General features: G+C 69.1%; 18 protein-coding genes and 1 pseudogene. 7 read left to right on the top strand and 12 right to left on the bottom strand.

All coding sequences use genetic code 11. The features are described 5' to 3' along the window. Positions 1-294: 294 nt before the first annotated feature. The 6 genes from ABZY12_RS27625 to ABZY12_RS27650 all read right to left on the bottom strand — a co-directional run bounded on the left by ABZY12_RS27625 (position 295) and on the right by ABZY12_RS27650 (position 4,684). The gene (locus tag ABZY12_RS27625) at positions 295-1,149 is read right to left on the bottom strand and encodes a helix-turn-helix transcriptional regulator (RefSeq protein ID WP_356894924.1); all 855 of its coding nucleotides are present in this window, start codon (positions 1,147-1,149) and stop codon (positions 295-297) included. A gap of 902 nt (positions 1,150-2,051) precedes the next feature. Continuing rightward, on the bottom strand, positions 2,052-2,222 hold the full coding sequence (locus ABZY12_RS27630; RefSeq protein WP_356894925.1) for a hypothetical protein: 171 nt from the start codon (positions 2,220-2,222) through the stop codon (positions 2,052-2,054). Positions 2,223-2,258: 36 nt separating this feature from the next. Beyond that, the gene (locus ABZY12_RS27635; protein ID WP_214981204.1) at positions 2,259-2,615 is read right to left on the bottom strand and encodes a PRC-barrel domain-containing protein; all 357 of its coding nucleotides are present in this window, start codon (positions 2,613-2,615) and stop codon (positions 2,259-2,261) included. Between the two features lie 12 nt (positions 2,616-2,627). Beyond that, positions 2,628-2,846, bottom strand: coding sequence for a hypothetical protein (locus tag ABZY12_RS27640; protein ID WP_356894927.1), 219 nt, complete (start codon positions 2,844-2,846; stop codon positions 2,628-2,630). Between the two features lie 405 nt (positions 2,847-3,251). Continuing rightward, the gene (locus ABZY12_RS27645; RefSeq protein WP_356894929.1) at positions 3,252-4,115 is read right to left on the bottom strand and encodes a YihY/virulence factor BrkB family protein; all 864 of its coding nucleotides are present in this window, start codon (positions 4,113-4,115) and stop codon (positions 3,252-3,254) included. 395 nt (positions 4,116-4,510) lie between these two features. Then, a complete protein-coding gene (locus ABZY12_RS27650) occupies positions 4,511-4,684 on the bottom strand; it encodes a CsbD family protein (protein ID WP_356894931.1) in 174 nt (57 codons plus the stop codon). A gap of 652 nt (positions 4,685-5,336) precedes the next feature. On the opposite strand from ABZY12_RS27650, the gene ABZY12_RS27655 reads away from it, so the two are divergent. Then, positions 5,337-6,308, top strand: a complete 972-nt coding sequence (locus tag ABZY12_RS27655) for a YihY/virulence factor BrkB family protein (RefSeq protein WP_356895029.1) — start codon at positions 5,337-5,339, stop codon at positions 6,306-6,308. Between the two features lie 923 nt (positions 6,309-7,231). Further along, positions 7,232-7,507, top strand: coding sequence for a hypothetical protein (locus ABZY12_RS27660; RefSeq protein WP_356894933.1), 276 nt, complete (start codon positions 7,232-7,234; stop codon positions 7,505-7,507). 187 nt (positions 7,508-7,694) lie between these two features. Here the strand turns inward: ABZY12_RS27660 and ABZY12_RS27665 are convergent, their stop codons facing one another. The 3 genes and pseudogenes from ABZY12_RS27665 to ABZY12_RS27675 all read right to left on the bottom strand — a co-directional run. Further along, positions 7,695-10,145, bottom strand: a complete 2,451-nt coding sequence (locus tag ABZY12_RS27665) for a hypothetical protein (RefSeq protein ID WP_356894935.1) — start codon at positions 10,143-10,145, stop codon at positions 7,695-7,697. Positions 10,146-10,318: 173 nt separating this feature from the next. Further along, a complete protein-coding gene (locus tag ABZY12_RS27670) occupies positions 10,319-11,044 on the bottom strand; it encodes a DUF6333 family protein (protein WP_356894937.1) in 726 nt (241 codons plus the stop codon). A 46-nt stretch (positions 11,045-11,090) separates the two neighbouring features. Beyond that, positions 11,091-11,267, bottom strand: a pseudogene (locus tag ABZY12_RS27675) (LuxR C-terminal-related transcriptional regulator); the annotation flags it as partial. A gap of 343 nt (positions 11,268-11,610) precedes the next feature. Here ABZY12_RS27675 and ABZY12_RS27680 point away from each other — a divergent pair. Further along, entirely contained in the window at positions 11,611-13,689 is a 2,079-nt protein-coding gene (locus tag ABZY12_RS27680; RefSeq protein WP_356894939.1) for a restriction endonuclease, read from the top strand. A gap of 96 nt (positions 13,690-13,785) precedes the next feature. Here ABZY12_RS27680 and ABZY12_RS27685 read toward each other — a convergent pair whose 3' ends face one another. Both ABZY12_RS27685 and ABZY12_RS27690 read right to left on the bottom strand, forming a co-directional pair. Next, positions 13,786-15,717, bottom strand: coding sequence for an MFS transporter (locus tag ABZY12_RS27685; RefSeq protein ID WP_356894941.1), 1,932 nt, complete (start codon positions 15,715-15,717; stop codon positions 13,786-13,788). Between the two features lie 92 nt (positions 15,718-15,809). Beyond that, on the bottom strand, positions 15,810-18,128 hold the full coding sequence (locus ABZY12_RS27690) for a D-alanyl-D-alanine carboxypeptidase (RefSeq protein ID WP_356895031.1): 2,319 nt from the start codon (positions 18,126-18,128) through the stop codon (positions 15,810-15,812). 183 nt (positions 18,129-18,311) lie between these two features. Here ABZY12_RS27690 and ABZY12_RS27695 point away from each other — a divergent pair, with 183 nt between their 5' ends. The 3 genes from ABZY12_RS27695 (at position 18,312) to ABZY12_RS27705 (ending at position 20,511) form a co-directional block, all read left to right on the top strand. Further along, the gene (locus ABZY12_RS27695) at positions 18,312-19,034 is read left to right on the top strand and encodes a GPP34 family phosphoprotein (protein WP_356894943.1); all 723 of its coding nucleotides are present in this window, start codon (positions 18,312-18,314) and stop codon (positions 19,032-19,034) included. Between the two features lie 210 nt (positions 19,035-19,244). Continuing rightward, a complete protein-coding gene (locus ABZY12_RS27700) occupies positions 19,245-20,108 on the top strand; it encodes a helix-turn-helix transcriptional regulator (protein WP_356894945.1) in 864 nt (287 codons plus the stop codon). A 202-nt stretch (positions 20,109-20,310) separates the two neighbouring features. After that, complete coding sequence (locus ABZY12_RS27705) at positions 20,311-20,511, top strand: DUF397 domain-containing protein (protein WP_356894947.1); 201 nt, start codon at positions 20,311-20,313, stop codon at positions 20,509-20,511. Positions 20,512-20,596: 85 nt separating this feature from the next. Here the strand turns inward: ABZY12_RS27705 and ABZY12_RS27710 are convergent, their stop codons facing one another. After that, complete coding sequence (locus tag ABZY12_RS27710; protein WP_356894949.1) at positions 20,597-21,430, bottom strand: hypothetical protein; 834 nt, start codon at positions 21,428-21,430, stop codon at positions 20,597-20,599. Between the two features lie 80 nt (positions 21,431-21,510). Between ABZY12_RS27710 and ABZY12_RS27715 the strand changes: the two genes are divergently transcribed. After that, a complete protein-coding gene (locus tag ABZY12_RS27715) occupies positions 21,511-22,293 on the top strand; it encodes an SDR family oxidoreductase (protein ID WP_356894951.1) in 783 nt (260 codons plus the stop codon). Positions 22,294-22,469 lie beyond the last annotated feature (176 nt).

The following is a 22,469-nucleotide window of genomic DNA, read 5'->3' on the forward strand; positions in this document are numbered from 1 at the left end:
GATGCACAACCTCGCCCTCGCCGGATAGGCCAGCGGGCCGCACGGCGGCCCACCACGCCCGAGGCGTCAAAGATCATTAACGGGACAGCCCTTAGGCTCGGGCTCATGAGCGAACAGGCCCAGGTCGGGGGCCCCGGCCAGCCACTCACGGCTAAAGGATTGTCCCGCAAATGATCACCGCGTGTGGTGGGCGGGTGGCGAAGGAGCTCCCAGGCCCCGTCTCAGTGTGCGCGGGCGGCCGCACCGGTTTCCGTGTGGTTGACGTCACCGCAGGTCTGTTCGCTGTCCCGGTGCTCATGATGTGTAGCGCTTGATGGTGTCGGTGATGAGGTGGCGGGTGTGGTCCGGGCTGAGGGCCTGGGTCTGGAGGTGCGCGTACACCAGGCTGTGCTGCTGCACGTCGGTCGGCCTTTCCAGGCAGAGGCCGCTGGTCAACCTCTCCAGGTACACCACTGGTTCACGGCTGTCGGGGAACCGCAGGAGGGAGAACTGCCCCGAGAGGCCCGGGTGAGCGCCCGCCGTGTGCGGGAGGATCTGCACAGTGATGTGCGGTTCCGTGCTCAGCGCGTGCAGGTGCTCCAGTTGCTCGCGCATGACCTCCCGGCTGCCGACGACGCGCCACAGGACTGATTCGTCCAGGACGACCCACAGCTGCAATCGGCGGGCGGGGTCGTAGATCCGGTGCTGACGGCGAAGCCGCACCTTCAGACGCGCGGCGGCTTGTTCGACGGTGACGAGCGGGATCGTCTCCTCGATGACCGCGGCCGCGTAGGTGGGCGTCTGCAAAAGTCCGGGGATCACCATCGACTCGTAGGCATGAATGGAGGCGGCATCCGCCTCCAGGTCCACATAGACGGTGTGGGGGATGTCGCCGTAGGAGTGCCACCAGCCCGGTCGGCCCGATTCCCTGGCCAAGGTCATCAGGGAGTCGACGACATGCTGGTCGGTGACGCCGTAGAGCCTGCACAGGTCGCGCACATCGCGGGGGCTGACGGCACGGCGGCCGGTCTCCATATGACTGACCTTGGCCTGGGAGACCAGCAGATGCGCCGCTACCTGCGTGCCCGTCAGGCCGCTCTCCTTACGAAGCCGGCGCAGCTCCGCTCCCAGTCGGCGTCCCCTGGCGGTGGGGTTGTTGTCCGACGCCACGGGCGGTCTACCTCCAGCTTTGAGCCACTGCGTGCGCCAGCAGGTTGCCATGGCGCACCGCCTGTTGATCACGTGCCGTGCCGTCGATTTGGCAGCGGCACAAACGGATTGTGACCATGTAATTTGCCGGTCACTGCCCCCCTGTCCTGAGCAATACTCCGCACTCCGAAGCCGCGTCGCGCCATCGGATTCCAACCACCAGCGTCATAGATCATTTGCGGGACAGCCCTTAGAGCGGACGGCATGAGTGAGTGTCTAACTGCGTGACAACACCTACGAACAGCGGCGGACGAGCGCGAACGTCTACGGACTATCAGCGCAGGTGAGAGACACGCCGGCCCAAGGCGGAGCTCCCACCCGAGTTGCTTCGGGACGAAGAAGTCCCCGTGCCACATCTGTGCCAGATCGTGCGGGGACTCACGGGGAACGAGGGCCATCTAGGGAGCCTGCTCGGCGATCGGCCAGCACCACAACGCGCAGGTCAGGCCCAAGTACGCCCTCCCGCTCTGCTAAAGCGGGTATCGCAGGTTCGAATCCTGCCGGGGGCACCACAAAAGTGCAGGTCAGCGCAGTAAAGGTCTTCCAGGGAACCACCTTGGAAGGCCTTTAGTGCGCAATGGGAACATCCTGGGAACATTGAACTGCACATCAGTACTTCGGACGTTCTTCGGCGACGGCTGGGAGAGACCGCCGACACCTGGTCGATGCTGACGACACGCCGACGCACGCCGACGACCCCTGATGTCGGGCGGGAACAGGGGCCTTCACCACACGAGTTCCGGCAAGAAGCCGGAAGGGGTGTACGTGTCGCTTGTCCAACGCGCCCACGGGCGGGGAGGTCACGCCGCCGCGGGCGAGGGTCGGTGAACGCCGTGGCAGTTGGGATCCTGGGCTATCTGGCGTTATCGGATGGGGCGGCGGCCGGAGCGCCGGGACCAGCGCACCGCGATGAAGATCACAGCAGCCCCGAGGACCACGATGCCGATGATCAGCAGGTAGAACAGTCCTTCCACCACCACGCCGATGATTCCCAGCACGACGGCGACCAGAACGAGAAACAGGAACAGAGCCATGACACGAACACCTCCTTCGGGATGAGTTCGGGGCGGTCAGCGGCGCGCGAGTTGCCTCTCGCCGCCCGCGCCCGGCTGGTAGGTCAGGTCGTAGTGCTGGAAGATCGCTTCCTCGGCCTCGGCGGGCAGGATGTCGTCCATGCCGACGGTGGGCGCCTTCTTCACCAGCGCCTTGTCGTAGGAGACCTTGACGTAGTCCGGTCCCAGGATCGCCTCGTCGAGGGGCACGAAAGCCAGCTGATGACGGGTGGGAAGTCCGATACGGACCGTGGCCATGGCCGGTTCGTCGGTGGTGGTGTCCACGTAGATGGCTTCGAGCACGCCGATCTTGCGGCCCTTGGGGTCGACGACGCTGTGGTTGCGCCACTCGCGGATATCGGCTGCATGGATCATGGTCTGTCCTTCTCACTCTGCTCTGTCGTCCGGTTCGGTCAGCACAGCCTCGCCACCCTCGCCCTCGCGGCACGGGCAGGCTTCAGCCCTATCAGGATGGCCCCCTGGGACACGGATCGCGGTGATTGCTTCGGCGAGCTGGTCACACAGCAGCCTGCCCACATCCTGCGGCCGCGTCGCCGCGGCGGCCGGGCTCTCGGCGTCCTGCCTGTTCCGGTCGTTCTCGCTCACCCCGTGAAGGGTGCCCCGAAACCGGTTCCCCCAACGCCCCGTCCGCACGCTGCCGCGCCCGGCACCGACCCGTACACCGGCCGCAGACGGGAAGGTGACGCCGCCGGACCCCGGGGGTCAGTGGACCCCGTGGCAGTTCGGATCGGTGCACCCGCCCAGCTCGAAGGAGCGGTCCGCCGTCGGCGCGTCCTGCCACTCCGTCCGCACCGCCTGGAGCCTGGCGCGTCCGAGGCGACGTCCGACAGCCCTGATCGTTCATCGACCGGCGGCAGCGGTCCGGCGGCCCGGGCGGCTCCAGCATCACCACCTACTGGTCGTCGCTTTGCCTGTGGGGGTGTCTGGGTGCGAGGGAATGGAGGGGCGGGACGACCGGGACGAGGGGCTGGGCAGCTTATGCCCTGTTGGTCACTGACGGCGGAGTTTGGCCACTTCGGCGTTGAACTGGGCGCCGGTGAGAAGGGCCAGGTTGGACAACCACAGCCACACCAGGAAGACGATGATCCCGGCGAGCGACCCGTACAGCCGGTTGTAAGTGCCGACGTGCGAGACGTAGAGGGCGAAGCTGGCGGAGGCGACGAGCCACAGGGCCACTGCCAGAGCGTCTCCCACAAGCCTCTGCCGCACTCCGCGTGTCCCGGCCGGGCCCGAGCGGAACAGCACCAGCACCAAGATGGCGACCAGGCAGAGCAGGAGCGGCCATTTCAGCGCGTTCCATGCGGTGCCGGCCATGCTGCCCATGCCTACGAGCCGGCCGACGGTGTGGGCCGCTTCGCCGGTCAGAATGAGCACCAGGGCACTGGAAACCAGAAGCATCAGCAGCACCAAGGCGGTCATCACCAGCCGTGGTGCCGTCCTCCACGCCGGGCGCAGGTCCTCGACGCCGTGCATGACGTGCAGGGCTCGGCGGAAGACCCCCAGATAGCTGGAGGCGGACCACAGGGCGCCGATCGTGCCGAAGACGGCCAGCGTCCAAGCAGCTGTGTGCTGCTCCGCCATGCCCTGCAACGTGCTCTGCATGACGGGGCGGGACTCGGCCGGCACGACAGCGATCATGTTGCTGATCAGGTTGTCGGTGGTCGAGGCGCCGACGATTCCCAGCAGTGAGACCGTGACGAGGAACGTCGGGAAGAGCGCGAGCACCGCGTAATAGGTGAGGGCGGCAGCGAAGTCGGTCACGTTGTCGTTCCACACCGCGGCGGGGGTCCGGCGGAGCGCGGTACCGATGTGCTGCCAGCCCGGCAGGTCGCGCGCGTACGTCGGGGGCGGCAAGGGCGGTGTGGTTGCCCGGCGTGTCTGCAAGTGGTGAGCAGGGCGCTCTGTTTTGGAGCGGGGCAGCGGTGCGCGATCGGCACCTCCCGGCTGAGGCGCAGGCGTAGGCGAGCTGCTCATCAGGCGGGCGCCTCCCCTTCGTGCCATGTGCCGTCGTCCGGCTCCTGTTGGCAAGGTTCCCCGGCGAGCCGTTCGTACGTCACCCCGGGCGGCACGCCCCGCTCGCCGATACGCGATCTGCCTGGAGATACCGGCGTACCTGCGTCTGTTCGTACCGCAGAACGTATCCACTACTCCGCCGGACAGCCAACCCCCTCACCTTCCAGGGCTACAAGATCAACAACTGGCAGCATCGGCACGTATCTCGGCGAGGTCGGGTCGACGGGGCGGAGTGGTCAGTGCTTGAAGGCGTCCTTGATCTTTGCTCCGGCCTGCTTGATGTTGCCCTTGATCTGGCCTCCACGGCCTTCGGCCTGCAGGCGCCGGCTGCCGGTGGTGCGGCCGGTTGTCTTCTTGGCGCCGCCTTTCATCGCTTCGGCCTTGTGCGCGATCTTCTTCGCGATACTCATGGACGGCCACCCTGGGTGAGTTGTCTGGTGGGGTTCGGTGGCAGGAATACCGTGGCGCCGACCGGCCGGCGATCTGCGCGTGCGGCCGCACGCCTACTGGGGGTGGATCGGTGCCCGAAGTGCGGTCTGCTGCGGCGACCGCTGTCCGGGGCTCGAGTGCGATCATCGTGGGTGAGTCGTTCCCCCGGGCATTCGCATGGTCCGCGCGGGCGGGCTCGCGTTCCGGCCCGAAACGCTCGCGCAGGTGCCGGCGCCGGGCCATGGTCCACAGGACCAGCGTGATCAGAGCCAGGACGACCACGACAGGCCACGATGATGACGATTGTCGACATCGAATCCTCCCCTCATGGACAGCTCACACCGGCAGCCGGATCCGGGGCGAACGAGAGGCACCGCTACGGGGGCTGTCCCTTGGTGTGCGACACTCCAGGATTTCAAATCGCACAAATTGCACTAACCAGGCAAGTGTTGGATCGATTGAAGTGCGCCTCACGCAACACTCCTTTGGTGCTCACCGCTCCCGGCCCTGACCAGCGGCCAGACCCTCGGGCCACACGTGCAGGGCATCGGCCTCGCTGCGGAGGGCGGCGGGGGGCGTCGCCGCTCAATGCCTCTTCTCCCGGCGTGGGTAAGCTGAGAGTGGGTGTTCTTCATGGAATGGCTGACACGGCTGCCTGTGATCGCACGGCTGATGCGTACGCACGTGTGGCGCGCGTACGAGCGGTTGGCCGAGGTGCACTGGGCCCGGCTCGCCGCCGCGATCACCTTCACGAGTTTCGTCGCACTCTTTCCGTTGATCACCGTGGGCGCGGCGATCGGTGCCAAGCTGCTGAGCGAGGACCAGCTCGGGAAACTCCGGGACAAGATCGCCGACCAGGCGCCAGGCCTTTCCGACCTGCTGGACCTGGAGCGCCTCGTCGCGCACGCCGGGACCGTCGGGCTCATCGCGGGCGCGCTGCTGCTCGTGATCGGCATCAACTGGGTCGGCGCCCTGCGCGGGTGCCTGCGCGCGGTGTGGGAGAAAGAGCAGGACCCGGGAAATCCGATCCTGCTCAAGATCAAGGACACCGCGGTGCTGGTCGGTCTCGGCGCGGTCGGGCTCGTCGCGATCGGCAGTTCGGTCTTCGCGAACATCGCGGTTGGCTGGGCCGCCGACAAGGTCGGAATCGAGGGCGAGGCGGGACGGGCGCTGCTGTTCTTCGCAGGCCTGGCCATCGCCCTGCTCGTCGACTTCCTGCTGCTTGTCTACCTGCTCACCCGGCTGGCGCGCGTGCATCCCGCCCGGCGCGCGGTCGTGGTCGCCGGCCTGATCGGTGCTGTCGGCTTCGAACTGCTCAAGTGGTTGCTGACCGGCTATCTGCAGGGCGTCGCGGGCAAGAGCATGTACGGCGCCTTCGCTGTGCCGGTCGCGGTCGTGCTGTGGATCAACCTCATGTCCAGGCTGCTGCTGTACTGCGCCGCCTGGACAGCGACAGCGACGGCGGTGCGGTCCGGCGAAGGAGCCGAGGAGGGCCCGGAGCCCGGGATCAGCCCAGCAGCCGACGACGCACCACAGCGGGCGTCGGCCGACAGCGGCGCACCAGCAGCACCGCGCCGCACGGCGCCTCCAGCGCGCGACCCGTAACCCGAGCGCGGTCGAAGCCGCCGATTCCGTGCTTGTCGTGCGGTCAAGCTGGTCGGTCCTGGCGGGCTCCACTGCCGTCACGAGAACGTCGACCGTCAGGAGACGAGGCCGGTGGTGATGCAGGGCGATGCGTAACCGGCCGGGCGGCTACTGGGTGGCGGCTCCGGAGCCCGAGGCCGCGGACGAAGCCCTCACGGGCCGCACGCCCATCGCTCGACTGAAGCGGGCAGCCCAGGCCCAAGGGCATGAGTCGAGCCCCCACGGCCGCCGGTTCCAACTGTCATCGACATGCCTCCGGCGGGGGCGCTCAGACCCCGGATGGGAGGGGCGCCGTTCGCGAGTGCCGGCCGGAGTGTGGCGAGCGTCGTGGGCTCCCATCCCGAGCGCCATCGCCCCAGGCAAAGCCGAGCAGACGCGGCCGACGGCGGACCGGACGGGAGCTGGGGAGGGTGGTGGGTTGGCGTGATCGGCTGGGGCAGCCGATCACGCAGGTCGGCATGATTCAGTCACCCATTCGGCCTAGTGCCCCCGGAGTGAGGCGGTCCCTGAGGAAATGGGCTCTGCTCCGCTTCAGGGGAGCTGTCGTGCCCTCCGGAGTTGCGCGGCGCTTCGGCGTCTTGCGAGATAGATATAAGACCCCGTTCATGGGTTGTGCCAGGAGGACCTATGCGTCGCACCACCATCAAAGTCGTCCTGGCCGCCGCTCCTTGAGTCAGACGCGTCAAACCTGCCTTCCCGGCGGACATCAGCGCCTGACGTCAACAAGGGCGAGCGGGACCGGCTGACGTCGCATCCCCATGAACGCCCCGTACCAGCGTGGCTCGGGTCGAGCGGCGTCGACGCGTATGCGGAACGGGGCCGAGCCGGCGAGACGCTGCCCGCACTTGGCCACAGAACGTCCGTGACTCGATAGGGAGTACCTCATGATCATCCAAATGCTGCACCAGAAAGGCGTCCGTAGCGAACACGCCTACATGGCCGCCTTCGTGTCCATAGGCCTGTCCATCGCCACCTGGGCAACCAGCCTCAACGCCGAGCCCGGCGCTGGTGTCGCCCGCGCCGACCGGTGGGGAATCTTCGTCGGCGAGTGGGCCCCCACCTTCTTCGGCCTCGGCCTCGCCCTCTCCCACTACGAGCAACAGGACGGCACTCTCACGGCGAGCGTGCACGACATTCTCGGGGAGCGAGAAGCTGTATAGGGGCACAACGAGGGGAGCCCCCACCACCCTCCCGCCCTCCTGAAGCGGGTGTCGCAGGTTCGAATCCTGCCGGGGGCACAAGGGAAAAGGACCCCTACCGATCTTGGTAGGGGTCCTTTGACATCCACAGCTGACATCAAGGAAGGGGATCCGGCCCCTTCGGTTCAGCGTGCGAATCGCCGCCGGTCTAGCCGGTGGCGTCCTGGCGCCTGCGGCGCATCCACCACGTCAGGGTCGCGCCGGCGGCGAGGACCGCCGCGGCGAGGCCGGAGATCAGGCCGATCGGAGTGTTGGAACCGGTGTCGGCGAGGCCGCCGTCCGGGTCCGGCTTGTTCGCCGGCGGGGTCGGCTTCCCGTCGCCGCCCGGGGTGGACGGGTCCGGGGCCGGGGTCGACGGCGGGTCGGTCGGCTTGGGGCCGTCCGTCGGGGTCGGAGTGGGGTTCGGACCCGGGTCCTCGCCGCCGGACTCGAGGTCGCCGCTGCCGCCGAGGTAGAGGGTGTCGGTGTCCCGGTAGGACACGTCATCCGACTGCAGAGACGTCTTCGTCGTGGTGTCCAGGGTGCGGTGCTCGACGTTGAACCGGGTCTGCGTGATGTTCCGCTTCGGCTGCTTGGAGAAGTCCACACCGCCGACGCCCTGGTTGAAGACCTTGCCGCCGTACTCCAGCTCGAACCACTCGATGCCCTCGCGCAGCGACTTCATGTACTTCTGGTACACGTCTTCCCGGGTCCACTTGTCGTGCGGGGCGCGCAGCGGCCACGCGGTGACGTCGTTGGAGTTGATGATCCCGCGGAAGTCGGTCGCCGCCTTGGCGTCCTGCTGGCGGATGTACTCGGCCGCGACGCGCGCGGTGTAGACGGCGCGCAGATCGGCGTAGCGCTTGTCGTTGTTGACCCGCTCCTCCATCAGGGGAACGATGTTGACGCGGACGCTCGCTTCCATCGACTTCTTCTCGGCATCGGTCAGGCCCTTGCACTCCGTGCTGCCCGGCGCTTCCCACTCGATGTCGAGCCACTCGGCGGACACCTTCAGGGGTGCGTCGAGGATGTAGATTCCGCCGTCCTGCTCGCGGACCTGGGCGGGCTTGGGCTCGGCCCAGAACCGGACGCCGGGGAAGCACGGAAGGCCGTTCTGGCGGGGGGCGGTGTCCCAGTACCGCTTGCCGCCGGCGTGCTTCTTCGGGTTGAGGGCTTCGGCGAAGTCCTCCTTCATCAGGTAGTCGGCCTCGAGCAGGACCCGGCCGGCGTCGGTCTTGCCGAACTTGGCGTCCATGATCTTGTCCGGCTGGTCCGGGTTGAGGTTGACCCAGAACTTCTCCGGAGTGAGCGCGAGCCAGGTGAACAGAGCGTCGGAGGAGAGCTGCATGCGCGCCTCGCCACCGAAGCCGGGGTTCTCGTCCGGGTTGGGCATCTGGTCGGCACGCATGGAGTACTGCATGCCCTTGCCCTTGCCCAGGCCGCCGACGTACCGCAGTTCCAGGGTGGTGAAGTCGACGCCGCCCGGGCCGCCGCGCGGGAGGGTGCCCCGGGTGTCGAGTCGGCGGGCGTCGGCCTGGATCCTCTTGGCCTCTTCCAGGGTCTTCCCGGAGCCGTTGATGCGGTCGTTCAGCGAGCCGCGCGTGCCGCACGTGGACGCGGCGGCGAGCTGGGCCCTGCCCTGGCCGCCCTGGCAGCCCGGAGCGAACCACCGCTGGTAGTCGGAGTATCCGCGGATGGGCTTGGTCCGCGGAACGGGGTTGTAGAGCCGCTGGTTACCGCGGACCTGGTTCGTCTTGCCGGGCCGTAGGCCGTTGACGTACCGATTCAGATTGTCGATCTTCTTGCGCTGGCCCTCGCTGAACGGCTTCGCGCCGGTGAACCGGAACGTGTGGTCCGGCATGAACCGGGCGATCTTCCGGTCCTTACCGAGCTGCTTGTTCGTCAGCTCCGAGTTCGACTTGAACTCGTTGAACTCCTTGGTCTTCTGGTTGTACGCGTCGTACCGGCGTGAGTCGACGACGTTGCCCTGCGCGTCGATGAGCTCGACGGTGACCTCGCACAGCCAGTCCGGCCCGACCAGGCGGAAGTCACGGACGAGCTGACGTTCGAACGCCGAGCCCTTGTGATTGTTGGTCTGGTTGCGGATGAACCGGTGCTCGAACCAGTGGTCGAAGCTCAGGCCCTCCGTGTTGTGGAAGTACCGGGCGTAGATCTCGAACTTGCGGTCCTCCGGGTCACCGGACTTGTCCGCGATCTTCTGCCACTCCTTGTAGTTCTTCTCCGTGTTGTTCGGGGCCTTCGACAGGGCCTTGGTCTTGTCGGCGGCCGTCGGCGGTTTCACCCCGTCGTACGCCTTGCCGGGCAGTTCGTAGTTGAAGTTCTTCGGGTTGCCCTGCCAGGCGGAGAAGTTGGAGCCGGTGGGGTCGTTGGGGAACCCCGAGTTGGTCGGCGTGCTCGGGTACGCCTTGCCGAGGTTCTTCACGTCGCAGCGCTTCGCGCCGGGCTTGATCCTGGCCGCGACGGCGGGCCCCGCGGCAGTGGCGGTGTCGGTCTCGATGCCGGGCAGACCGGTCACGGTGACCGCCGAGGCGATTCCGAGCACGGCCAGGACACGGCCTGCCAGACTCCACCGCTTGGGTATGCGCAGTGTTCTGTTCAACTGTGATCTTCCCTCATGTGTGGGGCCTGAGGGGATACGGGGCGACGCGTGAGGCCCCCGTGACGTGTACGCGTCGCCCGTTCACCCTAGACCCATTCACCGACGGGCGGGAAACGGATTGGGCCGTGCTCGGCGCGTCAACTAATCGCTTCAGTAGGGAAGTTGAATCACCATCAGTCGCTGAAGTACAGGGCTTCCATGTGACTGGTGGCGTGCTCGCTGTGCCGCACCCGCAGTGAGGAGGCGTCCAGGTCGGCCCTCCCCCACGGGTCCGCGCCGGCGAGGCAGGCCGTGGCGAGGGCGCCCCAGTCGTTCTGGTTCGGTTCGTCGTCCAGGTCGAAGTACACGTCGAGGTCTTCGAGGGCTTCGGTCGTGATCCCGAGGGCGTCCATCACCGCCTGCGGGTCGCCGGTCACGACGAACGGTTCGTCACCGGGCCAGCCGCAGGCGTGGAACATCGTGCCGTCCGGCAGCCACACGAGGTCTTCGGTGTGCTCGGCGCCGCAGTGCACCTCCACCCGGCCCACGATCCGTGCGTCGGGGAAGCGCTCTCGCAGACGCGTGGCCTCCGCCAGAAGCGGCATGTCGTTGCCGTCGTCCGCGAACGCCGGATCGGAGATCGACAGGAGGTTCCCCCACGCTCCCGCCCGCACGAGGTCCAGATCGGCTCTCGTGGCGACGGTGGCCGTGTCGCTCTGCTTACGGGGGCCGAGGTCCTCGATCACGTCGTCGATCGTGTCCAGGGAGCGAGCGAACTCCGCGGCCCGCGCCGGGTCGTTGGGCGGGAGGTCGGCGGCCTCCACGGTGAACGGCGGACGCAGGACGGTCAGTTCATAGCGGGTGCCGCTGCCACGGGTCATGCGGTCGGACGGGACGGTCCAGTGGTCGGTGTCAGACATGCCCGTCACCGTAACGGGTTGCCGTTCTCCCCGGGGTGGTTGCGCTCTACCCGTCCCGCGTGCGCGAGCGCCCGCCCATCGGCGGATCCGCCGCGCCCCCGCGGTCGCCCACGACGCCGGTCTCGTAGGCGACGATCACGAGCTGGGCGCGGTCGCGGGCATGCAGCTTCGCGAGCGAGCGTCCGATGTGGGTCTTGACCGTGGCCAGGCTCAGATGGAGGTGCCGAGCACCATGGCGGTGCCGCCCACCCAACGTCCGGGGCAGCCGGTGGACTCCCACGGCTCCACAGGCAGCGCTCCACGCAGTCGGGCACCGATCGTGGTGACCGGGGTGGCGAGGGATGTCGTCGGGTTCGTTCGTCATGCTGACGACGATGCCGCCGCCGTCCCCGCGGGGCGTCGGACCAGGAGCCGAACCGGGAGGTCAGACCCGGGTATGACTCGCTCTGCGGCAAGAGCATGGGCGTGCGGTCGGTTGCCGACTAAAGTCGCCTCATCACAGCCGGTTACGGGGCCAGGGGTCGGTGCACGCACGCCGAGTCGCTGGTGGGGAGGGCCTGTAGAGCATGAGCCGTCGCTCCAATGGGTTGGTCGGTGTCTGGGCTGAAGCGCAGCGCCAACAGCAACGTCAACTTGAGGCGCAAGCCAGGTATCAGCGGGATCAGGAGAGGCGACAACGCGCCCACCAGCGGGAGCTGGCACGCAGTTACCGTGAGCAGAAGGCGGCGTACCGGGAGCAGCGCGAGGCGGAGGCCCGGCGGCGCACGGAGGAGCTCGACGCGCGGGTCGCGTCGCTGCAGGGCCTGTTGGCGGCAGGGTGCCGGGCTCCGGCGTTCAGAGCGGCCGCACTGACCCGGCCTGAGCAGGTCGAGGCGTTCTCCCCCGGACAGCTCGCGCACCCTGTCCCCATGCCGGACCCGAACCACTATCAGCCGCAGGGTGGTTGGCTCGCCACACGCCGAGCCCAGGCGCAGGCGGAAGCCCGGTCCAGATTCGAGCGCGACTGGCAGGCCGCCCAGGCCGCGGAAGCACAGCGACAGCGGCAGTTGGCCGCCTACCGGCAGCAGTACCAGCAGTGGGCCGAGGCGCAGTTGGAGGAGATCCGACGGCACAACGCCGGCGTCGCGGAGATGACGGCAGGGCTTCGCGGCGGAGATCCCGAGGCTGTGGTCGAGTACTTCTCCGCCGCCCTCTACGCCTCGACCGGATGGCCGGAGGACCTGCCCCGTCAGGTGTCCGCGGCGTACGACTCCGACGCTCGCCAGTTGGTACTGAACTGGGAGCTGCCCACGTACGACGTCGTCCCTGAGGCGAAGTCGGTGCGCTACATGATCAACGCGGATCAGGAGAAGGAGTCGCCCCGACCGGTCACGCAGCGCCGCGCCCTGTACCGGGACGTCCTCGCGCAGTGTCTCCTGCTGGTTCTGCGTGATCTTTTCGCGGCCGATGAGTTCGGCGCACTGGAATCGGTCGCGTTGAACGGGTTCGTGGACGATCACGACCCGACGACCGGCAGACGGGCGACCATGTTCCTCGGCACGGTCATGGCCGCGCGTCCGACGTTCGCCGCACTGCATCTGGAACAGGTGAACGCCGTCACCTGCCTGGTGGACGGCCTCCGGGGTCAGCTGTCCTCGCGCCCCGATCAGTACGCGCCCGTGCGGCCCGGCCGGGTTCCCGAAGACGTCGGCAACGGCGTGGTCACCCATGGAGGCGACGAAGAGCCGGATCTGTACGAGATGGATCCCCTCGCCTTCGAGGCGCTGGTCGCCGACCTGTTCCGGGCCATGGGCATGCAGGCGGTGACCACGCAGCGCTCCAACGACGGCGGCGTGGACGTCGATGCGCTGGACCCGGCTCCGATTCGGGGCGGCAAGATCGTCGTACAGGTCAAGCGCTACCGCAACACCGTGCCGCCGACGGCCGTCCGCGACTTGTACGGCACCGTTCAGGACGTCGGTGCCAACAAGGGTGTGCTGGTCACGACGTCCGGCTTCGGGCCCGGCTCGCACACCTTCGCCAACGGCAAGCCGCTGGAACTGGTGGCGGGCTCCGAGCTGGTCGACCTGCTGCACCGCCACGGACTGCGTGGGCGGCTGGGCAGCGGCGAACGCCAGGTGCCGGCGCAGCGGACGGCACCGGACAGTGAGACCAGCCCGGACGATCACAACGTGCTGGGCATGTACTGGTCGGGCGATGTCGCCCTGGACGTGTGCGCGCTCGTCTGCCACGGCAACCGGGTGCTGGACGACGACCACTTCGTCTTCTTCAACAATCCCCGGACGCCTGACGGCACGGTCCGCACCCTCGTCCCCGCCGCGCCGGACAGAGCCGCCATCCAGGTCTCCTTCGACGCCCTGCCGGTGCGCGCCGACCGCCTCGTCGTGATCGCCGCGGTCGATCCCGTCGCCAACCCCGCGGCCGACCTGTCCGGGTTCGCCGACGCCGGCATTCGGCTGCTGGACGCCGAAGGATCCCCGCTCGACCAGCTGGAGGTATCCGACGGCCGCCGCGGCGAGACCGCCCTCGTGCTGGGGTCCTTCCGTCGGCGCGCCAACGGGGACTGGGATTTCGTCACCGGAGGCAAGGGGTACCGGGGCGGCCTGGAGGAGCTGGTCCTGGAGTACGGCATCGACGTGGAGTAGCGCCCCTGCCGGGGGCACGAGCGGAAAGGCCGTCTACCGATCCGGTAGGCGGCCTTCTGTCATCCGGCTCCGCCTCGCCGTAGCCGTGCGGCCGGATCAGCGGAGTTCGTCCGGGCAGGTCGTGCCTCGGGGGAAGAGCTTGTAGGGGGCCGCCAGGCGGTAGACGCCCGGCTTCGGGGCCACCAGTTCGGTCCACTCGTCGCCCTCCGCGTCGGCCTCCGCCTTCAGCAGGCAGCCGTGCTCGTTGCGGAAGACCTTCGGGAGGTCCGTCTCCGCTTCCTCGCGGGCCCGCTTCGACGCCTCCGTCTCCTCCGGCGGTTCGATCTTGCCGCCGTTCTCGTCCAGGAGGGCCAGCCACGGGGAGTACGGCACCCGGATCAGGACCCTGCCCGGGGCGTCGAGACGGATCACGACCTCCTCGGCGGCCGCCCGGCGCACCTCGGCCGGCGGGGCCGCCAGCGGGGTCGGGTTCTCGACCTCGTACAGCCGCCAGTTCGCGTCGGACCAGACCTGCTTCAGATACGGCAGTCCGCCCTCGACCAGCTCCGCCTCCCGCTCCGCGCCGGAGTCGGGCTTCCCGGTCGGCAGCACCACGTAGTGCACCGCCCAGCGGTCGAGCCAGTCCTCGTAGTTCGCGGCGTTGAGGGTGTCGTCGTAGAAGAGCGGGTTGCGCTCCATGTCCGCCTGGCGGTTCCAGCCCCGGGCCAGGTTGATGTACGGGGTGAGGGCAGAGGACTCGCGGTGGCTGGAGGCCGGGACGACCTCCACCCGCGCCTTCTCCGCTCCCCGTACCTGCAACTGGTTGATCAGCGGCGCGACCTCCCGCGCCCAGGACGCGTCGGGCGCGGTGCGGATGATGTCGTCGACGCCCTTGAACCCGATCCAGAGGTTCAGACCCGCGAAGGCGAGCACCAGCGCGTACCAGCGGCGGGAGCGCGGGGCGGCGTACGGCAGGGCGGCGAGGAGGACGACCCCCGCGAAGACCATCACGAGCCGCGAGACGTTCGACCCGATCTGGGAGTCGATCATCCAGGTCAGCAGCGTGCCCGCGGAGTAGACGGCCGCACCGGTGCGGACCGTGCGCCACTCACGCGGTACGAGCAGGAAGACCAGCACCCCGAAGAGGAACGGCAGCGACGTCGACGCCAGCGACATCGGCTGCGTACCGGAGAAGGGGAACAGCCAGGACGACAACGCCACGACCACGACGGGGGCGAGGCCGAGGGCGTACGCGCCGGGGCGCCGTTTGTTCAGGAAGAGCGCCGCCGCCGCGACGCCGAGGAAGAGGCCGGCGACCGGGGAGCACGCGGTCGCGAGACCGGCGAGCGGCGCGGCGACGGCGGCCTTGGCCCAGCGTCGGCGCCGCCAGCGGTACGGCCAGCAGAAGACGGCCGCGACCGCGCCCAGCGCGAACATCATGCCGAGCCCGAACGTCACCCGCCCCGACAGCGCGTTGCACAGGAAGGCGAAGACCCCGGCCAGCGCGCACGCCAGCGGATTGCGGACCGCCCGCACCCGCACCAGGATCAGCGCCGTCAGACCGGCCGAGACGGTCCCGGCGATCATCATCGTCGTACGGACGCCGAGCATCGACATCACGTACGGCGAGATCACGCTGTACGAGACCGGGTGCATCCCCCCGTACCAGGCGAGGTTGTACGCGGAGTCCGGGTGCCGGCCGACGAACTCGGCCCAGGCGTCCTGGGCGGCGAGGTCGCCGCCACTGTTCGCGAACAGGAAGAACCACAGGACGTGGGTGAGCGCGGCGACGCCGGTGGCGATCATCACGGTGTAGCGGCGCCTGCGGCGCGCGGGGCGCGGCTTGGAGGCCGTCGAGCCCGTGGGTGGCCGGGGGGCCGGAAGCCTTATTCGCGGCGGGACCGCTTCGTCCGAGGGCCCGAGCGCCCCCGCTCCCGCTCCCGGGCGTCCGGCGGCGGTTTCCTCCGGCGTTCCGCCGGTGCCGCCCACGGGCACGGGGGGACGCGACTGCGCCTCCTCGTCGGCGCGTGTCGGCTCGGCGGTGGTCACTGCGGCCCTTTCCCGTACTGCCCGTCGCGCGATCTCGTTCCTCGGAACGCTAACAGCTGGGCGCCCCGGAGGGCCGGGACGCCCGTCACGCGTCAGCCGAGGCGCGTCAGCTTCTTGTCGAAGCCAGGCTCCACCAGGTCCGTCTGGAGGGCGACGGGAGCGCTGACCTTGCCGGCGCCCGTACCGATCGACACCTGGCCGACGACGTCGCCCGCCTTGCCGGCGTGCGGAACGGCCTTGCCGCCGTCCGTCAGGGCCAGTCCCACCTTCAGGCCCGGCCAGCCGATGGCCTTGAGCTCCTTGGTCGCGACGACCGGGGTCCGTCCGCCGAGGCCGTCGTCGACGTAGCCGACGACCTGGCCCTTGCGGACGACGGCGGCGGAGGTCACGTCCTTCTGTGCATGCTGGATCAGCTTGAGGCTGTAGTCGATCGCCAGCTGGAGCTTGTCGTTCAGCAGGGCGGCGTCCTTCGCGCCCATCACCACACCGAGGATGCGGCGCTCCTTGCCGTCGACGACGGTGTACGCGGCCCAGAGCAGGTTGCCGCCGGCCGGGGTCGAGGAGCCGGTCTTGATGCCCCGGACACCGGGCTTGAGCAGGATGTTGTTGTTGTTCTCGATCCGGCCCGGGATGCCGTCCACGGTGAGGTTCGGCATGTCCACGATCTCCCGGAACACGTCGTACTGCATGACCGCCTTCGCCAGCTTCAGCTGGTCGAGCGGGGTGGAGACCGTGGTCGACTGCAGACCGGACGGGTCGGTGTAGACCGAGTCGGTCATGCCGAGGTCCTTGGCGGCGGCGTTCATCTTCTCGACGAAGGCGGCCTCCGTACCGGCGTCCCAGCGGGCCAGCAGCCGGGCCACGTTGTTCCCGGACGGGATCATGAGGAGCTGGAGCAGCTCCTTCTCCGTGTACTGCTGCCCCTCCTTGATCTGCGCCGTCGACTCGTCCTTGGCCTTGGCCTGCTCGCCGGCCTTCCGGTCGACCGTGATCTCGGGACCGGTCTGGTTCCCCTTGATCGGGTGGTCGCGGAGGATCACGTACGCCGTCATCGTCTTGGCGACACTGGCGATCGGAGCGGGCTTCTGGACTCCGTACGTCCCCAGCGACCCGACGCCCTCGACCTCGGCGGCGCCCTGGCCCTCGGTGGGCCACGGCATGGTCATCTCGCCGCCCTCGAAGGTGAACGTGGGGGCGGCGGAGAGGGTGAGGGCAGGGGTGGGGAGCGGCCGCACGAACTGTACGACCGCAAAGACGATCAACAGGAGAACGACCAGCGGCGTCCAGATCCGCACGCGCCGGACGGCGGTGCGCAGGGGCGTCGGCGGCGGGGGCGGGGTGTTCGTCAGCTCCGCGAGCAGGTCCAGCGGGGGCAGCGGCGGCATGGGCTGCTGCTTGGTGCGCTCGGCCTCCGTGAGGGAGGCGGGCGTCGCGGGGGCCGCGGGGGCCGCGGGAGGTACGGGGGCGGTCGACGGCTTCGCCTGGGGCTGCGGCTGCGGCTGTGCCTTGGGCCGCGGCTGGGGCGTGGCCTTCGGCGCCGGGGCTTCGGGGAGGTCGCGGCGCAGCGGGATGAACTGGCTCGTGCGCTCGGCGTCGGACTCGGCGGCCTTCGCCGGCGGTGTCGGCGGGATCTTCAGCGCGGTCGTCGGCTGGTCCACGACAGGCGGCCGCACGGCCTTGAACACGGCGGTGGGCTGGTCGACGGCGGGCGCATCGACCGGCTCGTCGGCGGCCGGCTCGTCGGCGGCGGGTGCCTCGGCGGCAGGCGTCGCCGGGGCAGGCGGGTCCGCCTGGGCCGCCTCATCCTCGGAGTCGGACTCGTCCTCCGTGGGGCGCTCCGCCTCGGTCACGTCCGCCTGGGTGCCGCCCTGCTCGGTCACGTCCGCCCGGGAGCCCTCCGCCTCGGTCTCGGTCGCCTTCCGCGCCGCGAACCAGGACTCGCCGTCGCCGTCCGCCTTCGCCGGCTCCGCGTCGGTGCTCTCGGCGGCCTCGGGCTCGGCGGAAGCTTCCGCCGACTCGGCCGGGGCGGAGTCCTCGCCGTCGCCGCTCACCGGGCTCGCGGACTCGGTGTCCGACTCGGAGTCCGCGTCGGTGCCCTCGGCCGTCTCCGACGGCTGGTCACCGGTGGCGACCCACGCCGCCACCGCCGCCCGCAGGCGGTCGCCCTCACCCTCCGCCGCCGGGTCGGCCGGGGTGTCGTCCTCCGGCGCGCGCGGAGCGAGCGACTTGAAGACGGCCGTCGGCTGGTCCACCTGGACCGCGCCCGAGCCTGCCGACGACGCTGAAGACGACGCCGATGAGGACGCCGACTCACGGAGCACCGACAGCCGCGGATCCCGACCGCCGCCGCCCGGAGTCGCCTCCTGCGAAGACTCCTGCTGCTCCGCCTCTTCGGGGGACTCGCCCGCCACCGTGCCTCCTCCATGCGTCATGCGTACGTCCGAACCATGTACCAGTGTCCTGTGTGAACCCCTTGGCCCCCGTGCTAGACGAGAACGACATACCTGCCGGTTCCCGTACGAACCACCCAGGCACTCTCGACAGATGAATGTGAGAGGGGTCACCCTGTGACTCATCCACGCGGGGAGGCATGGATGGGCAGGAGCCGCAGAACAATTCCGGAGGAGCTTCTGCTGCTCGCTCTGGACCCGGCCACGGGTACCACAGCGCAGCCGCAGTCGCTCGACCTCGGCCTCGCCGGAGCACAGCTAGTGGAGCTGGCTCTGGCAGGACGGATAGCCCCTGACGGGGATCGTATCGCCGTGGTGATGCCACGGCCGACCGGAGATCCGACTCTGGACTCCGCACTGGAGCTGCTGCGCAGGCGTGGCAGCCCGGTCCGGGCGGTCCACTGGATCGGCGGGCCCCGACTGGGGCTGCGTCAGATCTATCTCGCTCATCTGGAGCGATGCGGCATGGTGCATGCCGTGGAGGGCCAGATGTGCGGGGTGCTGCCGACGACTCGCTACCAGGCGACGGAGACGGCGATCAGCCGGGACATCAGGGCCCGGCTGGACAGTGCGATCCGCACCGGCGTACCGCCGGACCCGCGGACCGCGGCGCTCGCCGCGCTGGCCCACGCGGTCGGTCTCGGCAAGCACCTCTACCCGGGGAACGAAGGACGGTCGTCGCGGTCCCGGCTGCGCGATCTGATCCGGCACGACCCCATGGGCGGCCTCGTGGCGCACGCCGTGATGGACGTCCAGAACGGTGTGGCGGCACAGCCGCGCCGTAACACCGCGACGGGAGGCGGGCGTCCGGCGGGCGTCCCCGAGCAGCCCCGCCGCGGCAGCATGGCCCGCGCGGCCGTGCACTGAGCGACTCGGGGAGCACCGGGCCGCACCTGGCGACACCGCGCGACACCGACCCGATCCGGGAGCCGCACAGACGTGTGCGGGGCGGTCCTCACGACCGCCCCGCACACGTGCGTTGTCGCCATTTCCCAGCGCACACCGCATCTTTGGTGGCAGTCTGCCAAGCAGTAGATACTCACAGCTACGCAGCCGACAGCCGGAGGTGCAGTTTCCGTGGCGTCCAACGTCAATCCCACCGTCAGGCGACGCCGATTGGGCCAGGAGTTGCGCCGGCTCCGGGAGCAGAAGAACATGACGGCCGAGCAGGTGGCCGAGCGTCTCCTGGTATCCCAGTCCAAGATCAGCCGCCTCGAGAACGGCCGTCGCTCCATCAGCCAGCGCGATGTCCGCGATCTCTGCGGCGTGTACGAGGTCGAGGACGAGCGGGTCGTCGAGTCGCTGATGCAGATGGCCAAGGACTCGCGCCAGCAGGGATGGTGGCATGCCTTCGGCGACATCCCGTACAGCGTCTACATCGGCCTGGAGACGGACGCGGAGAGTCTGCGGGTGTACGAGCCGCAGATCATCCCGGGCCTGTTGCAGACCCATGGCTATGCCGAGGCCGTCATCAGCGGCGCGCTGCCGGAGTCCACGCCCGCCGACATCGACAAGCGGGTCACCGTCCGCACCCGCCGCCAGGAGCGGATCAAGGACGACGAGCGTCCGCTGCGGCTGTGGGCGGTCATCGACGAGGGTGCGCTGCGCCGGATCGTCGGCAACAGGCAGCTGATGATCGAGCAGCTGGAGCATCTCGTGGAGCAGTCGCATCTGCCGCATGTCACCGTGCAGGTCCTGCCGTTCGACATGGGTGCTCATCCGGGTATCAGCGGGCATTACGCGATCCTGGAATTCCCGGACACATCCGACTCCAGCGTCGTCTACATCGAGGGTGTGACCAGTGACCTTTATCTGGAGAAGGCGCAGGATGTCGCGAAGTACAGCGTGATGTACGAGCACTTGCGCGCACAGGCGCTGAATGTGGAGCAGACCCGGGAGTTCATCTCGGACATCGCCAAGGAGTACGCCGCCGGAAATTAAGGGTGAATACGGCCATACGGCCGGGACGTCGAGGAAGAGGCCGGTACGGTACACCCCGGCCTTGTTCCGGCGGAAGTCCGCTTGGAATATGCCATCCGGTCGAGTGAACGCCCGCCCCACGCGGGGGGACCGGCGAGTAGCGTCGATCACGCCAGCAAGAAGGTTGGCGCGACACACTACCGGCAGAACCGGAGCTGACATCATGGCGATTATTCAGGGCGCTACGGACACCTGGACCAAGTCCTCCTATTCCGGCGGGAACGGGGCCTGCGTGGAAGTAAAGTCCCCCGTCGTGGCCGCGATCGCGGTGCGTGACTCCAAGGCTCCCGAGGGTCCGTCCCTCGCTTTCGGGCCGGGTTCCTGGAACGCCTTCGTGAGCGAAGTGAGCACCGGGACTCTCTAGAACCGCGCGCGACGCGCGAGAGCACCGCGCAGCAGCCCTCTCGACCGGTCCGCCGTCCTGGCCGAGGGGGCTCGGCATGTCGGCCTCATCGCAGGTCGTCGACGTACCGGTCCGTTCCCGGCACCGTGGGGATGAAGGGCGCCACCAGCTCCACCCGGCCGAGGTCCCCGGGGAGCGTGCCCAGGTCCCCGAAGTGTTCGTGCCAGCCGTCTCGCGGGTCGCGCTCCAGGAACCACAGCAGCGTCAGCCGGGTGTCGATCCCCTCGACCTGCTTCACGTACGTCATCCGGTCCCCGGGCAGCGGCGTCGGCCGGAAGACCGTCACCATCGCCGCGGGGGAGCCGGCCAGGCGTCGCGGCAGCTCGCGTGAGCGCAGCCGTTCGAGCAGCTCCGTCCGGTGTCGCGGCCCCTCGGTGTCGATCACCTGGAGCACGAGGCCGCGGTAGGGGTGGTCGAGGGCGTGGACATCGCGCGGCCCGGCCGCCCCGTCCCGGTAGACGGTTCCCTCATGGTCCTGGAAGGCCGTGAACACGTGCGTGCGGTGGTGGTGGACACGGGCGTCGCGGTTGAGGCGCTTGTTGATGGCGACGGTCCATTTCATGTGCTCGTCGTAGCGGCCATCGGTGATCCAGTACGTGGAGAGATAGCAGCCGGCCGTCACCGGCTGGGCGATCGCCGACTTCTCCGGGGAGCGCAGCTCCTGGAGGGCCCGGGTGGCGACCCAGCGCCGGCCCGCGAACATCCAGGGCATCGCCATCGCGCCCGCGTAGTAGTGGTCGTCCTCGTACCAGCGGTTGTAGGCGTACTCGTGGCCCGGGTGCGGTTCGACCAGGGTGATCAGGGCATGGCCGGGCCGCACTCCGTAGGGCCCCACGGCGGCCAGCTCCCCGTACGTCTCGCTACGTGTCTCCTCGCTCATTCCCGGCCCTTCCCATGTCGGATGGAGCCCCCTACTCTGACGGGCCGTCAGATGAATGGCCAGAGTCGGGAGGCACCCGGATGCTGCTCCAGGGCAAGACGGTGATCGTGTCGGGCGTCGGTGCCGGGCTGGGCCATCGGGTCGCCGAGACGGTGGTGCGGGACGGGGGCAACGCGGTGCTCGGGGCGCGGACCGAGGCCCATCTCGCCAGGACGGCGGCCGAGATCGACCCGGAGGGGCGCCGTACCGCTTTCCTGCCCACCGACATCACCGACGAGGCGCGGTGCGAGGCCTTGGCCGCGCTCGCGGTCGAGCGGTTCGGGGCGGTCGACGCGGTCGTGCACGTGGCGGCCTGGGACAGCCACTTCGGCGGCGTCGAGGACGCCGACTTCGCCACCTGGCAGGACGTCCTGGACGTCAACCTCCTCGGCACCCTGCGGATGACCCGGGCCTGTCTGCCCGCACTCAAGGAGCGGGGCGGCTCCGTCGTCCTGATCGGTACGCAGTCGGCGGTGGCAGCGCCTTCGCAGGTCCGGCAGGCGGCGTACGCGGCCTCGAAGGGGGCGCTGACGTCGGCGATGTACTCCATGGCGCGGGAGTTCGGGCCGCACCGGATCCGGGTCAACACCGTGCTGCCGGGCTGGATGTGGGGCCCGCCGGTCCAGGCGTACGTACGGTTCACGGCGCAGACGGAGGGCGTGGCGGAGGCCGAGGTGCTCGCCCGGCTCACGGAGCGGATGGCGCTGCCGGAGCCGGCCACCGACGGAGACGTGGCGGAGGCCGCGGCCTTCCTCGCCTCGGACCGGGCACGGGCCATCACGGGGCAGTCGCTGCTCGTCAACGCGGGAGAGCTGATGCGGTAGCCGGCACGTCGACCGTCACACCGGCCGCACGGCGAACGGATCGCCGTGCGGCCCTTTTGACCCCATCTGTATTCATGAATATGAACGCAGGTCAACAACTCGAACGATTTTACTCGCTCTTGACCCTCCAGTGCGTTGTCGTGGCCGCTCAACTCGCCACACCATGAACGGCGTTC

It is taken from the genome of Streptomyces sp. NPDC006551, from assembly GCF_040611675.1.
GTDB lineage: Bacteria > Actinomycetota > Actinomycetes > Streptomycetales > Streptomycetaceae > Streptomyces.